Annotated in this window: 10 protein-coding genes and 1 tRNA gene; 8 read left to right on the top strand and 3 right to left on the bottom strand. The window is 60.6% G+C overall.

Annotated features, from left to right (window positions below):
* Window positions 1-27: 27 nt before the first annotated feature.
* Entirely contained in the window at window positions 28-3,849 is a 3,822-nt protein-coding gene (locus ASD36_RS03300; RefSeq protein ID WP_060504688.1) for a PAS domain S-box protein, read from the bottom strand.
* Window positions 3,850-4,099: 250 nt separating this feature from the next.
* Here ASD36_RS03300 and ASD36_RS03290 point away from each other — a divergent pair, with 250 nt between their 5' ends.
* From ASD36_RS03290 to ASD36_RS03275, 4 genes are all read left to right on the top strand, one after another.
* Complete coding sequence (locus ASD36_RS03290; protein ID WP_037105817.1) at window positions 4,100-4,549, top strand: phasin; 450 nt, start codon at window positions 4,100-4,102, stop codon at window positions 4,547-4,549.
* Window positions 4,550-4,716: 167 nt separating this feature from the next.
* Window positions 4,717-4,793: transfer RNA gene (locus ASD36_RS03285), tRNA-His, on the top strand.
* A gap of 224 nt (window positions 4,794-5,017) precedes the next feature.
* Entirely contained in the window at window positions 5,018-5,572 is a 555-nt protein-coding gene (locus ASD36_RS03280; RefSeq protein ID WP_060504690.1) for an NUDIX hydrolase, read from the top strand.
* Between the two features lie 399 nt (window positions 5,573-5,971).
* Complete coding sequence (locus ASD36_RS03275; protein ID WP_060504691.1) at window positions 5,972-6,607, top strand: DUF1062 domain-containing protein; 636 nt, start codon at window positions 5,972-5,974, stop codon at window positions 6,605-6,607.
* Between the two features lie 102 nt (window positions 6,608-6,709).
* On the opposite strand, the gene ASD36_RS30990 is transcribed toward ASD36_RS03275, so the two are convergent.
* The gene (locus ASD36_RS30990; RefSeq protein ID WP_164491955.1) at window positions 6,710-6,865 is read right to left on the bottom strand and encodes a hypothetical protein; all 156 of its coding nucleotides are present in this window, start codon (window positions 6,863-6,865) and stop codon (window positions 6,710-6,712) included.
* Window positions 6,866-7,114: 249 nt separating this feature from the next.
* Here ASD36_RS30990 and bcsA point away from each other — a divergent pair, with 249 nt between their 5' ends.
* From bcsA to bcsN, 4 genes are read left to right on the top strand one after another with little or no spacing between them, the layout of a single operon-like run.
* Window positions 7,115-9,379 (top strand): UDP-forming cellulose synthase catalytic subunit, encoded by a 2,265-nt coding sequence (gene bcsA, locus ASD36_RS03270; protein ID WP_060504692.1) that lies wholly within the window; start codon window positions 7,115-7,117, stop codon window positions 9,377-9,379.
* The gene (locus ASD36_RS03265; protein ID WP_060504693.1) at window positions 9,372-11,738 is read left to right on the top strand and encodes a cellulose biosynthesis cyclic di-GMP-binding regulatory protein BcsB; all 2,367 of its coding nucleotides are present in this window, start codon (window positions 9,372-9,374) and stop codon (window positions 11,736-11,738) included. The genes bcsA and ASD36_RS03265 overlap by 8 nt, the downstream gene beginning before the upstream one ends.
* Window positions 11,735-13,825 (top strand): bacterial transcriptional activator domain-containing protein, encoded by a 2,091-nt coding sequence (locus tag ASD36_RS03260; protein WP_060504694.1) that lies wholly within the window; start codon window positions 11,735-11,737, stop codon window positions 13,823-13,825. The genes ASD36_RS03265 and ASD36_RS03260 overlap by 4 nt, the downstream gene beginning before the upstream one ends.
* Window positions 13,822-14,784 carry a cellulose biosynthesis protein BcsN gene (gene bcsN / locus ASD36_RS03255; RefSeq protein ID WP_060504695.1) on the top strand — a complete coding sequence of 321 codons (963 nt, stop codon included), beginning with the start codon at window positions 13,822-13,824 and terminating at the stop codon, window positions 14,782-14,784. The genes ASD36_RS03260 and bcsN overlap by 4 nt, the downstream gene beginning before the upstream one ends.
* A gap of 6 nt (window positions 14,785-14,790) precedes the next feature.
* Here bcsN and ASD36_RS03250 read toward each other — a convergent pair whose 3' ends face one another.
* Window positions 14,791-15,672 (bottom strand): LysR family transcriptional regulator, encoded by an 882-nt coding sequence (locus ASD36_RS03250; RefSeq protein ID WP_060504696.1) that lies wholly within the window; start codon window positions 15,670-15,672, stop codon window positions 14,791-14,793.
* Window positions 15,673-15,677 lie beyond the last annotated feature (5 nt).

Raw genomic sequence — 15,677 nt, 5'->3', positions numbered from 1 at the left:
CTGCCGCCGTCTCCCATTCCTCCTTGGCTAGTTCGCCAGCACCCGCTGCGACGGGAAGGAAATCTCCACCAGCGTGCCTTCGTTGGGGGCCGAGTTGATTGAGAAATGCGCGCGGTTTGCCTCCGCCATCGCCTTGGTCAGCGGTAGCCCAAGGCCGGTGCCGTCGCCGCGCTTGCGGGCGCCGGTGGTCACCTGGCGGAACGGCTTCATGGCCTGCTCAAGCTCGGTGCGTGTCATGCCGACGCCGGTGTCGCGGATCCGTAGGATGACACTGCCATTCGCCTCATAGGCGGTCGACACGACGATCTGGCCGCCGGACGGGGTGAAGCGGATGGCATTGGACAGGATGTTGAGCGCGATCTGCTTGATCGAACGGTTGTCGGCAACCACGTTCGGAACCGATCCCGACAGGGAGGTGCGGATGATCACCCGCTGGCTGTTGGCCTGCGGCTGAACCAGGGACACGGCTTCCGAGACGGCATCGTTGATCTCGACGGCGGTAAAGTCGAGGTCCATCTCGCCGGCTTCGATCTTCGAGATATCCAGCAGATCATTGACGATATCGAGCACATGACGGCCGGAGCGGCCGATGTCACCGGCATATTCGACGTAACGTGGATTGCCGATCGGGCCGAAATGCTCGCTTGCCATCATGTCGGAAAAGCCGATGATCGCGTTGAGCGGCGTGCGGATTTCGTGGCTGACGCGGGCGAGGAAATCGCTTTTGTGGGCGTTGGCGGTTTCGGCGGCCCGCTTGGCGTTGCGCAATTCTTCCTCCGTCCGCTTCCACTGCGTGATGTCGCGGATGACGGCGCAGAAACCATTGGAGGAGGACAGGCGGCCCATGGTCATGAACAGCGGGATGAAGCCGCCGGACGCTTCGCGGCCGATCACTTCCCGGCCATCGTTCAGCACGCTGGCGACGCCATGGCCGGAAAGCCCGGCGAGGTAATCGAGCACGGCCTTTTGGCTCTCATGGGCAAACAGCATGGCAAAAGGTTTGCCGCGGACTTCGCCGTCATCATAATTGAACAGGGCGCTGGCTGACCGGTTGACCGAGCGGATCTCACCCTCGGCACCGACGACGACAACGCCATCGGTTGCCGTCTCAAGAATGGAGTGGAGTTCTTCCGCTTCCATGCGGAGCGCCTGAAGTTCCAGCACTTCGGCAGGCTCTTCGGCTGCGTCGGCCGGCTGGATTTCGGCAGCGAGAGGCGCAGCCGCCGTCTGCGTTGCCGAAAGCGCCATCATCAGCGCGTTCTTGTCCTCCCAGCGGATCGACTGGAGCCGTGCCGAGACTGGCACGAGTTGGCCGTCATTGCGGATCAGCATCATCGTGCCATCCGGCAAGTCGAACAGGTCATCCTCGTCGCCAGCGAAAAGGGCGTCGATCCCACCTTCCTCGCGCAGCTCGTCCAGATCGGAATAGCCCGTGAGCGCCAGGAATTCGGAATTGGCGTGAAACAGGTCGTCGCCGCTATGGACCAGAAGGGCGAGCGGAAGATTGTCGAGGATTTCCGGCGTCAGGCTGCTGTTGCCGCTGGTACGGGCAGGCACGATCGGAGCGGGTGGCTGGACCTCTTCGGCAGGCGGCTCGACGATCTCGTTGCCGCCTGCGCGATCCTCGCTTCCGTTCCGGCCATCCTCGACGGCCGCCTCGATGTTCGGCGAAGCATCTTCGCGTACCGGCGTTTGAACGGTCGTCCCGTCTGTGGCAGCCACAGCCTCGTTCGGACGTTTGCCGAAATTCTCGCCGAGTTGACGGGCGATCTCGCGAAAGGCGGCCTGTTCGCTGCGGCTCAAGGGTTCGGTGCCCGGGCGGTGATTGTCGAGTTGGACCACCTTGTCGGATATGCGGCGTCCCGCTGTCTCGACGAGCTTCAGCGCCGGGCGTTCGCCGCGGAAAGGGTCTTCCTGGTCGTCAACTGCCGCCGGTTCGTTGGTCGGCTCGGCAGGTTGGCTCGCGCTATCCTCCTCAGATGCGGCCGGTTCGGATGCCGCGCTGTCCGCCGGTTCGCTCAGAGCCTCACTATGCTCCGCTGACGGGGCATGTTCTTCCGCCTCGTGCGGGGCTTCTGCCACCACGTCGTGATCTGCGGGCAGCAGAACTTCCGCCGCGCCATCCACTTCGTCTGCAACAGTCTCTTCGGCAGTAGCCGGCGGGCTGAACGTCAGGCCCATGGCCTGATCGTCATTAATCGTATCGGCCACGCGTACGATGCCGAAGCCGCGGAAACCGTCGAATTCGCGGTTGCGCGAATAGGTCGGAAGGGCGGCAAGATCGACCGGTACCTGCAGGCGCGTACCCTCAACCGGCCAGTAGATCGTCTTGCCCGACCAGGTGTCGCGCCGCTTCAAAAGCTCGCTGATCGTATTGCCGGGATCAAGGTTATAACGGTCCGCCAGATCGCTAAAGCTCTGGCCGGTAATATCGGCCGCGTTCGGCCCGACGGCGGTTGCGAATTCCTCGGAAATCTCGCTGAATCGCCCGTCTGCATCAATCTTCCAGACGAAGCGGACGGCGCGGCTGTTCGGGTTGAAGACGAAACCCTGCACAGGCCCGGTTACGCCAGCGTCTTCTCCAAGGGTTTCATCTGGTGCGCTATCGGCAGGAGGGAGGGGAACATCGTCTGCCACGCCATCCGCGGCGATTTCGCCATCCGCGGTGTCTCTCGCGCTCTGGGCCGCCATCGTCTCATCCGGCGCAACGCTGCCCTGGACGGGCTCTTCCGGAGTTTCTGCCGGTGGTGTTTCGCCACGCTCGATCTCGCCGGCCGCCTTTTCATCGGCTTCCGGTAGAATGGTGGCTTCGTCAAGCACCTGAGCTTCGGACGTCTCCTCCGGCCCGGCTGTCTCAGAAACGATGTGTTCCGGCTGTGATTGAGATGGCGCCGGCAGATGCGGGGCTGCCTCTTCGGTCACAGGGTCAGCAGGAGCCGCGGTATCTTCAGCGGAAGGCTGCTCTGTTTCTGCGGCTGAATCACTGTCATCACCGGCATCGATGAAGCCATCGTCTTCCGGCGTGATTTCCTCGATCTGCCCGATCTCGTCGATCACATCGGCAGGCAGCGCGACTGGTGACAGAAGTGGAGCGGCGGTCTGGCTTGCATCTGGTTCTGGCACGGCCGGCGTACCATCGGCATCTGCAATCTCCTGAAAATCCGTTCCAGGATCGAGATTACCCAAAATGGTCTCGACCGCAAACAGCAGATGCAGGGCAGGGCGCTCGGAGAGCTTGCCGATTGCCGCCGGCAGATGGCCCTTGCCCGTCGGGATCGGCCGCTTGAGCAGCCAGTCGCTGTCGCGGCTGACAGCCGTCACCAGCGAGCGGCATGTCTGCGGTGTCATGGCCAAAGCCCTGAACCCCGGCGAGGCGGCCAGCACGGCGCCGTCGCCGTCCAGCACAGCCATATGCGTGTCCGGGTCGTCGAAGCCCGAGATCATCCGTGCTGCACGATCCTGAATGGCAAGCAGTTTGCCGCCGCGAGGAGCTGCAAAGAGGATGGCCGTCTCGCCAGGCCGCACGGTGATCATCTCGACGGATGCGCTGACCGAGGCGCGCTGGAAGCCGGAAGCGATCCGCATCAGGAATGTCCGGCTGTCGCCGCTGCGCTTCAGCTGACGGGCAGCCGCCTCCATCTGGCGGTAGGCGGCATCGTTGCGGTTGGCGCCGCTATCGATGAAATCGTAGATCGACGGCAGCCCGAACAGGAAGGCACCTTCGCCATTCGACCACAGCACCTGGCTCATGTCGGGCGAAAACAGGACGGCGGCATCGCCCCTGGCAAAATGCTCCCGCACCCGTTCATGAACGGCGATGTCGATAAAGGGATACGATTTTGCGGGCATCGGCAGACCTGGTTTGCGCAACCGCCATAGGGGCGGGATTGTTAACAGTCTATTAATAGACGCCGGGGGGGCAGGGGTCCAGCTTGCTGACCATGGCGCACAGGCCTTTCGCCGCGCAAGGTTAATGTCGGTGATTTTAATGAATGCTGCATTGCACAAATATATTGCAATGCACAACGAAATCGCCTATATAGACATCACTGAACAACGGGTGCCTCATGAGAGGGCCTGAAACCAAGGAGCGCAGATCATGGCTACCAAGAAAACCGACGACGTCTTTTCGCTTGCCTCGTTCGACCCGGCAAAGGTCACCGAAACTTTCCGCGATTTCGCTGAAAAGGGTGCTGCCCAGTCCAAGGAAGCCTATTCCAAGATGAAGACCGCCGCCGAAGATGCGACGAAGACTGTTGAAGCGACCATCGAAAGCGCGCAGTCCGGCACCGTCGAACTCGGCCTGAAGGCGATCGACGCCCTGCGCACCAATGCAGAAAACTCGCTGTCGCACATGGAAGCGCTGCTCGGCGTCAAGTCGGTTTCGGAACTGTTCGAACTGCAGACGGCCTTCATCCGCAAGCAGGCCGAGCTTGCCATGGAACAGGCAAAGTCGATGCAGGAAGCCACCCGCAAAGTTGCCGAAACCGTGACCAAGCCTGGCAAGGATGCCGCCGAAAAGGCCATCTCCGGCTTCAAGAAGAACTGATTTCTGCGGGCGCGGACTTTGTTCGCGCAGCACGATAAAAAGAACCGGGTGATTGTTTACCCGGTTTTTTCACATCTACGGGCAAGTTATGGCTTGCAAAAAATCCGGACTGCCCGTATTTGACCCGGAAAGCGCGGCGCGACTTTGTTTCGTCAGCTTTGTTTTGTGCGGTTGTAGCTCAGTTGGTTAGAGCGCAGGTTTGTGGCACCTGAGGTCGGAGGTTCGAGACCCCCCAACCGTACCATTCTTTCCACAGTCAAATATCCGACGACACTGCGGTTTTGCTGATCTTGGCTGAACGCATTGAAATTCCCTTCACGTTTGACATTGCGTCTCCCTGCTGTCTGCAAGTCATGCTTTCCCGGCTATTTGGTGATCTTGGGCAGTCTTCCCTATCGTAAGCTATCAATAAATGGCCTACTGGGGACCGGAAGTGATTCACTACCGAGGTGACCAATCGGGGAACAGATGACTGACGATGCTCTCGAAATCACAACGCTAAGCACCAAGATTGTTTATCAGAACCGCTGGATGAAAGTTCGCGAGGATAGAGTCGAGCGCCGTGACGGTTCGCAGGGCATCTACGGGGTTGTCGAGAAGAACGACTTTTCTCTCATCGTCCCCATCGATGCGGCTGGGATTGTCTATCTGGTCGAACAATTTCGCTATCCGGTCGGAAAGCGCTTTTGGGAGTTGCCGCAGGGCTCCTGGGAGGAGCACGAGGATGTCGATCCCCTGGAGTTGGCCCATGGTGAACTGCGAGAAGAAACCGGTCTTGCCGCCGATGAAATGACATATGTCGGCCAGCTCTTCGAAGCGTATGGCTATTCGACTCAGAGGTGCCATATTTTCCTCGCGCGCGGTCTGCGCCCGCTTTCAACGAACTTGGATCCGGAAGAACAAGGGCTGATCAGCCGCGGCTTTGCAATTGAAGAGGTCATTGACATGATCGTTCGTGGTGAACTCAAGGATGCTGCCACAGTGGCGGCGTTTGGGCTTCTGCACCTCAAAGGGCTGCTTTAACGCGGCCATTCGTTGACCGCCGTCGATCTGTGATCAGCGCAAAGTTGCATAAACGCCGCACTGCCATGTTTTCTATTTCCGAATAGGCCGCAGGCCTCCACGCCGCGCAAATCATTTGCTAACCTGACGACCAAGAGCGTTGGCGCACAGAGGTTGCAGTTTGCCTAAGTAATACCGGTCTCAATCCAGTTTCACCCCGTACTGCGCGATGGCGATGCCGTCGGCGTACAGATGTGTTCATCGGGTGGTGGCGAGAGACCGGTCTGGCATTGTTTCAATGTGCCGTGTGCAGCTCTGCGCTCTCAGCTCTTCAGCCGCCCCAAACATCGCCACGCCGCGCCCGCAAAGGGTTTCTCCTGCACCATCTTGGTGGACTTCCGAACGGAAGACCAAGACGATATGTGCAATCTACTTCGGGTCCGATGGACCATTACACCGCAAACGGCGCCCCAACCCTGGATCGCCTGCAGCGGATGCGGAATGCAAAGGCCATTCCAGAGCAGCGGCAAAATCCGCCTCAACGCCAACGGCCGCAGGCTTGATGCCTGGCTGATTTATAGATGCCTGGCCTGCGAAAAGACCTGGAACCGGCCGATCTTCGAACGGCGGGGCGTCGGCGATATCGATCCTAAGGTCCTTGAAGCATTACAGTCCAACGATGCGGATTGGATCCGGGCCGAAACGTTCAACATCGAGGCGCTGCGGCGCAAGTCGCAACGCATCGAGGAGTTTCCCGGCTTCGAAATCGGCAAGGAACTTCTGGAGGAACCCTCCGGTTGGACGGTGCTCGACATCGAACTGAACGTGCCGTTTCCGGTCAGCCTGCGGCTTGACCGCCTGCTGGCCGGAGAGTTGCCGGTATCGCGCTCGCGGTTGCAGGCGCTTCACGACGGTGACGTGCTTCGGGCCGGACCGGGCGGTGCCGATGCATTGCGCCGGCGGATCAGGAATGGCACCCGTATCACGATCGATCTCGCCGCCGAGGGGAACCGGGAGCAGGTGTGGAGGCCTGTTGCAGCGGGTGGTGCTGCATAGGCTCCAAACGACAGCACAAGGGCCTGGATTGCTGGGCCTTTGTGGTTTTGTGCAAAGGTGAGGGGGATTTACCGCCTGGTCTGCATTCTTGATCGGGCAATGTCAGCAGTGTCCCACCTGTTGCGGCGGTTCCGGATTTTCGTCCGGATTGGGCAAGGGGTCCTCGTCCGGCAGCCGGTCGGGCTCCGGCTCCCTGACGGGTGGCGGCTGCTCAATGGGGGGAATAGGGCCTGGAATGGGATCGGCGGGAAGCGTCATCTCTGTCTCCTGTTTTCAGAAATATCAACGCGATGACGGCCCGCATGTTCCTTCCGGCTGCCAAAAGCCGCCCCTCCTCATATCTTGGCGCGCCGCGTAAACCTTGTGTTTACCTAGTCCTGTACCGTTTCCATCCACCACGCCTCAAATTAGGATTCTGTTGACCCTTCGCCGCTTAGGTTCCGGCTGTTCGATGTAGAACCGGCACGCATGATGCGCCGCTGAAGATGACGATGGGGTTGGTGGCACATGACGTGCGGAAAATATCTGGCACTTCCGGCCGGGGCAGTCGGCTTGTCTCTTATTCTGCTGCCGATGAGCCTGCAGGCGCAGCTTATGCTCAGCTTCGCAGTTCTGGGCATCATGTTCATCGGGATGACGCGTCCCGACAACAGCGCGTTTCGTGTGGTCACCCTCGTCTTCGCCGGCATCATTGCTTTGCGCTACGGTTTCTGGCGCACAACCGAGACGCTGCCTGACATCACCGAGCCGCTGAATTTCATCCCCGGCTTCCTGCTCTATCTCGCCGAGATGTATTGCCTGGCAATGCTGGCGATCAGCTTTTTCATGGTCATCGATCCGATCAAGCGCAAGACGCCGGACATGGGCGCTACCCCCGATCTGCCGACGGTCGATGTGTTCATCCCGAGCTATAATGAAGATGCCGAACTTCTGGCGGTGACGCTGGCCGCCGCCAAGTCGATGGCGTATCCGAAGGACAAGCTGAACATCTATCTGCTCGATGACGGCGGCACGGATGCCAAGCGCAACCACAAGAACCCGCATGTCTCGGTCGCCGCCATTCGCCGTCATGAACAGCTGAAGGCGCTCTGCGCCGCCATGGGCGTGCACTACCATGCTCGCAAGCAGAACGATCACGCCAAGGCCGGTAATCTCAATGAAGGCCTGAAGGTTTCTAACGGTGAACTGGTCGTGGTGTTCGATGCCGACCACGCGCCGGTGCGCGACTTCCTGCGTGAGACGGTCGGCTTCTTCAAGGAAGATGAAAAGCTCTTCCTCGTCCAGACCCCGCATTATTTCCTCAATCCAGACCCGCTGGAAAAGAACCTCCAGACCTTTGCCCGTATGCCGTCGGAAAACGAGATGTTCTACTCGATCCTGCAGCGCGGGCTCGACAAGTGGAACGCCTCGTTCTTCTGCGGTTCAGCGGCCGTGCTGCGCCGCAAGGCGCTGGAGACCACCGATGGTTTCTCCGGCCAGTCGATCACCGAGGATTGCGAAACGGCGCTGTCGCTGCATTGCCAGGGCTGGCACTCGGTCTATGTCGACAAACCGCTGATCGCCGGGCTGCAGCCGGAGACGTTCGTCTCGTTCATCGGCCAGCGTGCCCGCTGGTGCCAGGGCATGCTGCAGATCCTCATCCTCAAGCGGCCTTTCCTCGCCAAGGGCCTCTCGATCCCGCAGCGCATCTGCTATGCCGGCATCAACATGTTCTGGTTGTTCCCGCTGTCGCGGCTGGCCTTCATGTTCTCGCCGCTGCTCTACATCTTCTTCTCTCTCGAGATCTATAAGGCCAACATCCTCGAGTTCGCCTCCTATGCGGTCACCTATCTGATCAGCTCGTTTGCGATGCAGAGCTATCTCTATGGCCGTGTCCGCTGGCCGTGGATTTCTGAGCTTTACGAATATGTCCAGGCCGTCTTCCTGTTTGGCAGTATCGTCAGCGTCGTGCGCAATCCGCGCAAGCCGACGTTCAATGTGACAGCCAAGGGCCAGACTCTGGACAAGAGCAAGCTGTCGCCGTTGGCAACGCCGTATTTTGCCATCTTCTTCCTGCTGCTCGCTGCAGCCCTTTATTCCGGATATCGCGTCCTGACCGAGCCGGTCGCCAGCGAGCTACTGTTGATCGTTGCGATGTGGAACCTGATCAATCTCGGTCTCGCCGGTGCGGCCCTCGGGGCGATTGCGGAACGCCGTGAACTGCGCCGCAACCAGCGCCTGCCGGTCAAGCGCCACGCCCTGATGCATGTCGATGATATCATCCACCATGTCATCATCCAGGATGCTTCAAGCGGCGGCGTGTCGATCGAATTTGTCGACAAGGAACCGAAGCTGGACCTCGTCACTCCAACGATGGCCAAGGTCGAAGTCCGCCGTGGTGGCCAGACGATCAACTTCAACGTCGTCTATCGCTCGCGGCGCATGCTCGACCAGACGGCGATCTGCGGCTTTGCCTATTCCGAAAGGACGCCGGAAACGGTGATGGCGATTGCCGAGCTGATGTATTCCGACCAGTCCGTGCTGCAGGATCGCCTGGAGCGCCGCCAGACGCGGAAAAACTTCTTCTGGGGCACCAGCCGCTTTGCGCTCTGGAGCTTGACGGAATCGCTCCGTGCCATCCGTTACAGCGCTGGCCTGATCCGCGAGAGCGTCGTCCAGTCCTTCGACGATGCGCCGATGGTGTTGAACGACAACAAGATCGTTCCGGTGCCTTTGCCTGTCAAAACAGCCGACCATGCCCCGGTTCTCAAGGGAGAGCAGCTCTATGGCTAAGCCTTTTCGCACCCGGACAGTCGGCCTGTCGCTCGCCCTCATCATGGCCCAGACGCTGCCGCTTTCCGCCCAGAGCCTGCTGGATGCAGCCCCGTCTGCGGCCCGCATCCTGCCTGGAGACAGCGAGAGCATCCTGTCGACCCGGCCGGTTCCGGCGGAAGCCGCGGCTGCCAAGGTCAGCGGTCTGGTTCCGTTCGAACAGGCGCTGCCGGCCTATCACCTCTCCGGCGAAGATGCCGTCGCACGGCTGAGCTTCAATCTCGCCGCCGATCAGGCCGCAAGCGGCGGGCAGCTGACACTGTCTTACCGAAATGCTGTCTCGGTTTTGCCCGATACGTCCGTGATGGATGTGGAGGTCAACGGCAAATCGGCCGGGACATTCAAGATCGCCTCGCCGAATGGCTTTAAACAAGAAGCGCTGGCGATCGGCGCGGACTTTCTAAGACCCGGCCGCAATCAGGTGGTTCTGCGGGCGCGCCAGTTCCATCGGGTCGATTGCTCGCTGGAGGCTACCTATGAGCTGTGGAGCGAGTTTGATCCTTCTGCAAGCGGTTTTGCCGCAACCCGGCAGCATGGGTTTCAGTCGTTCGCTGATCTCCTCACCGTCGCGCGCACCGAAGCCAATGTCACTGACATCCGGCTGATCCTGCCGCAGGCGGCGACTGCCGAAATGCTGAATGATGCGGCTCCCGTTCTACAGACGCTGGCGCTATTCATGAATCGGGACGATCTCGCGGTCACGGTCGGCGAAAAGCCTGGCACCGGCCCTGGCGTCGATCTCTATGTGTCTTCGGACAAGACGCGGGCGCAGGCGCGTGGTGCCGATGGACAGGCGGCACCCTATGGCCTTTCCGTCCGCGACGCAGGACCAGAGGGCCGTGCAATGGTCAGCCTGCGAGGCGCCACCCGCGCCGATATGAGCAGCCAGCTGCTTCAAGCCATCCAGGGGCCACTGAAGGAAAGCCTCGATAGCGGCATTTTTTCACGCCAGTCGGGGACGATTATTGCCGACGCATCAACGAGCTTTACACTGGCCGACACCGGATATGAGACCCGCGTCTTTTCCGGTCGCCTGTCGCGCACCGGTTTCAACATGGTCATGCCGGCGGATTTCTACCCGGCCGACTATGCAACGATCGGCTTGAAGCTCAGCGCCGCCACGTCACCGGGCCTGAAGCGTACGGCGCAGTTTCTGGTGCGGGTCAATGACCGCGTCGTAACCAGCTATCCTTTCCGCAATACCGCTGGAGAACAGTTTGACGGCAAGCTGATCGAACTGCCGCTGCGGGCGTTCCGTCCGGGCAATAACAAGGTCGAGCTTCTGGCCGAATTGCCTGTCGATGCCGACGAGACCTGCGCGCCCGAGGCCCGCGACGATACCGCGCCGCGGTTCATTCTCCTGAAGGAGACGAAGATCGAAATCCCGGCGCTCGCCCGGATCGGCCGTCTTCCGGATATCGGCGGTCTCGCCGGTACCGCCTATCCCTATGCCGATGGCAGACCGTTCGACATATTCATCGAACGCCCGGATGCCCAGTCCACAAGTGCCGCCCTGACCATGTTGTCCCGCCTGGCGCTTGCCGCCCGCAATCCGCTGAATGCCGATATTCGCTTGAGCGGCGCCGCTCCATCCGGAGAGCGCAATGCGCTGGTGATCACCACGCAGAATGCCTTTGCCGAGCTGGGCAATGCCGGTAAGAGCGCTTTTCCTGTGAATGCCTTCCAGCCGATGACCGTATCCACCGCAGACGTCGATCCCATCAGAACAGCGACCATCGGCAATATGTTCGAAGCCGGCCCGGAGCAAAACAATGACGACGATTCGACCGCATTGCTGGATGCGTTCCGCAAATCGACCACGAGGCCGCAGGACGAATTGTCCGTAACATCGAAGATGCAGGACTGGTTTTCAGGTGCGGGCACACGTTTTGGCAAATGGCTGAATTACCAGGATGGGTCTGGTTCCACCGCCAAGCTCCGGCCGGGACACTCGCTTCTGACCTTGACGCAAACTCCGTCACCCTCCGGCGATGCAGTCTGGACTGTGGTCCATGCGGCATCGCCCGCCGATATCGCGCTTGGCGTTCGTCGGCTCGTCGAGCCTGCCGTCTGGCAGGGACTGAATGGTGGGTCTGCCGAGATCGAAACTGCCAGCCTCGCCGTTAATACGGTGCCGGCCGGAGCGCATTTCATCGCCGGGATGACCGACCAGAGCCCCAGCAACCTGCGCCGCCTGGCGGCCGCCTGGTTCTCGGACAATTTCCAATTCTACGTTGTGCTTATCGTCGGGTTGATGGGCGTCTTCGCCGTGTGGCTCGGGTTTGCCATTCCGCGCAAGGGTGTGAGGTCGGATCAATGATCGTCATGAAGAAACACTGGCTCGCCCTTCTGGCCGCTTCCAACCTGCTTGTGCCGGCAACGGCTTTTTCCGAGGATTCGGCAAAGCTTCTAACGCAGGCGGCCGGCTCCTTCCGCATCATCGATCAGGCGATGACCTCGGCGATCGCGGGACAGGCTGACCCTGCGGTAGTGAACAATGCAGAATCCGCCAAGACACTGCCGGCCGCGAACAAGCCCGATGATGTCGAAATGGCAGCGCTCTATTATTATGCCGGGCAGAAGCAGGATGATCGCGTTGCCGCCGAGGCTGCGCGCCTGCGGCTGAAATTCCCGCAATTCGAAATGCCGCAGGACCTGTACCTGCCGCAATCGGCGCGTGGTATCGATGAGACCTTGCTCTGGCAACTCTATGATCGAAGCGATTTCACAGGCATCGACGCCGAAATCATCCGCCGCAAGAGCGAGACGCCGGACTGGCAGCCGACAGCCGATTTCGCCGAGAAGCTGGCGCGCCGCAAACAGCGGGTGTTGATGACGGAGGCGGCGAAGGACAACGACTGGACGGATGTCATCCAGGCTGGCGGCAGTATCGATCCCGCGACCGAAACAGAGGTCGACCTGCTTTGGACTCTGATCGATGCCTATGCGCAGACAGGCATGAAACAACCGCTCGCAGACATCTATCGCGGCATCCTGCTGCGTGACGGTGACAAGCGTCTGCCCGACGCGGTGCTGGTGACAACACTGCAGAAGGCCATCCGCGATTTTCCGGCCGCTGAAGTCCAGGCCGTGATGCAAAAGCTTGCGGTGACGCCCGCGATGCAGGCGGGCCTGCAGCCGGTGTCCTTCGATCTGATGCGCAAGACGGTGGCCGATTTCAATGCCGATGAAAAGCAGACGGTGCCGCTGTCGGACGATCAGCTCGCCCCGCTCAAGGCAACAAATCCTCCGAAGGTCGAGGATATGGCTTTGCTCGGCTGGTATTACCTGAAGGTCAAGCAGCCGGCCGTCAGTGCGCAGTGGTTCGGCAAGGCGCTGGCAGTCCAGGCGGATGCATCGAATGCGAAGGGACTGTATCTCAGCCTCGCCGCACAGAACCTCGAGGAGGAAGCCTATAAGGTGGCGGCCACCTACCTGCAGGACCTGTCCGGCGATCCGGAATTCCTGATGAACGCGCTGTCGCTGCGCTTTGCCAAGCCCGATATGGCCGTCATCGACGAAAGGATCGTTGCGTCCTATTCGACGACGATCCTGCAGACGTTGAATGCCGACCACGCCGAAATTCTCGCCTGGTATGCCTATAATTCCAAGCAGTACGAAGCGTCTTCCGCCTGGTTCCAGAAGGCCGTCGACTGGAAAGTGGCGCCCGCACGCGTCAAGGGGTTGGCACTGTCCTACCTGCGGCTATCGCAAAAGCCGGAATTTGCCGCGCTGCAGGAAAGATATGGCCAAACCTATCCTGACATCTGGGATGAAATCCGCACCGCATCGCCGCCGAAGGGGAGGGCGGCTGCATCGGTCGTCAAGCCGCGCGGGATAATCCAGGCCAACTATTTCCGCAATTTTCAGGCCAAGCGTTATGCCGCCTGCATCAACGATCTCACTGATTTGCGCAGCCGGGGACAACTGTCTGCGGACGCGGCGCAGATCGGTGGCTGGTGCTATCTCGGCCTTGGCCGTCTTGCCGAGGCGCGCGCCGCCTTTGCGGATGGTCTGAGCGCCGGGGGACAGGTGCGCGCCGATGCTGCCTATGGGACGGCATTGACCCTGTTGCGCGGACGGCTGACGGATGACGCCGAAGCGATCATCCGGGCCTATCCGCTCAGCGCCGAACGGGACCGGGAAATCCGGGCGGAAATCTATTTCCAGCGCGCCCGGGCAAGTTTCGATCGCAAGCAGTACCAAAAGACGCTCGACGCGCTGAATGCGCGGGCAAGCCTGGTCGCGGAGCCTGCCGATCTCAGCCAGCTGCGTGGCTGGGCCTACTATCATCTCGGGAACAAGCAGATCGCCAAGCAGGTGTTCCAGCGCCTTAACGATCACCTCTCGGATGCAGGCGTGAGACGCGGTCTTGTTGCCACAAGTTGGACGGATACACGCCGATGAAAAAAATTTTCTCCGCAATCGCTCTGGCCTTGATGCTTGCCTCTTGCACGTCGGTGGTCGACGATCCTTTCCTGCGTACAGGTGCTGTCGAAGGCAACTGGCCGTCGCTGGCCACCACGGTTTCTCCCGAATATGCAGCCGCCACTCTTCCCGGGCTCCCAGCGACGACGGTAAGGCAGACGGGAGCCAAGGGAAAAATCGAACAGACGATCGTTTATGCCAACGCAACGGACCTTGCCGGCGAGAACATGCTGAGCATCACGATCGATCCGTCCGCAAAGATCACCCGCAGCAACGGCGCACCATCACGCTCGCAGGTTCAGGCGGAAATGCGAAGCGCGTTGTCCGGCGTTAAGATGCAGATCAGCCCTGTGATTGCCGATAACGCCTATGGCGTCTTCGGTTACGCGACCGGTTCCATCGGCAAGAGCGGTAGCTGCGTTTACGCATGGCAGTTTGCAAAGAACATCCGGCCCTATGATGGCGGGCAGTTCGCCACGGCAGGTGGCGCAGCGCAGATCCGGTTGCGCTATTGCAGTCCGTCGATTGCAGCCGACCGGATCGTCGCGCTGATGCAGGGATTGCGGCTCCATCCGGCCTCGTCGCAAAACGCTCAGGCTCTGGGATATGCAGTGGGGCCGGGCGCTTTTGCGCCGGTGCCTTTCGTGGAACAGGAAGCCCGGCCCATTGCGGCGGAGACCGCCATTGCGGCACCTGTACGCCGGGTGAAGCGGCCAGCAGTTCTTGAAAATCCATCGGTGGAAACGACGGCGGCCGAACCAGCAGGGAAGGTTGAAAAAACGATCACCAACGCCGTCAAGGTGCCGATGCCGGGAGAGGCGGCCGTGATGGCTGCGGCAGAGCCTGTGCCGGTTGTTGTGCAGCCGGAAGTGTCCAAGGTGGCGGCGAAGCCATCCTTCGTGCCGCTTCCGGAAGCTGTTGCCTCCGTGGCGCAATAGATCGTCTCAAATGAAAATGCCGTGCTCCTCCGTCACCAGTTCCTGAAGGAAATCGACGACGGTGCGGACGCGAACGAGCTCGCGGGCGCTTTCGTGATAGGTGGTCCAATAGCCCCGCCGTATCGTGGTCTCCGGCAGGATGCGGATCAGCTCGGGATATTGGCGGGCGATGTAATTATGCAGGATGCCGATCCCAGCGCTTGAGCGCACGGCTTCGGTCTGGCCCGTGGCGCTGGAGATTTCGAACGAGGCATCCCAGCTGCGCATGATCTCGCCAGTGAAATTCAGCGATGCCGTAAAGATCAGATCTTCCACATAGCCGATGCGGCGATGGTTCTTCAGATCATCGACCGTGTCGGGAGCACCATAGGACGACAGGTAGTCCTGTGAGGCGTAGAGCCCGAGTGTGTAATCGGTGAGCTTCGACGAAATCAGCCGTCCCTGTTCCGGCCGCTCAAGGGTGATGGCGATATCAGCCTCGCGCTGCGACAGCGAAAAGGAGCGGGGGATCGGGACCAGTTGGATGCGCAACTCCGGAAACCGGGCAGTCAGCTTGCCAAGCCGCGGGGCCAGGAACGAGACTCCAAATCCGTCCGGCGCACCGACACGCACGGTCCCCGCAACGGCAGTGTCGATGCGGCCGATCTGCGCCTGTGCCGCCAGCATCTCGGTTTCCATCCGCTCTGCCGCATGCAGGAAGATCTCACCCTCGGCCGTCAGATCGCAACCATTGGTGCGGCGGATCAAAAGCCGGGTCTTCAGGGATTCTTCCAGCGCCGTGACGCGCCGGCTCAAGGTGGCATGGTTGACCCCCAGCCGCTTGGAGGCCGACAGGATCTGGCCGCTACGGGCAACCGCCAGAAACATGCGGACATCATCCCAGTTCATCGAGC

Origin of the sequence: Rhizobium sp. Root1334 (assembly GCF_001426665.1) — a bacterium.
In the GTDB taxonomy this organism is placed as follows: Bacteria; Pseudomonadota; Alphaproteobacteria; order Rhizobiales; family Rhizobiaceae; genus Pararhizobium.
Note: the sequence above shows the minus strand (reverse complement) of the source record. Positions and strands in the feature narration are given on the sequence as shown.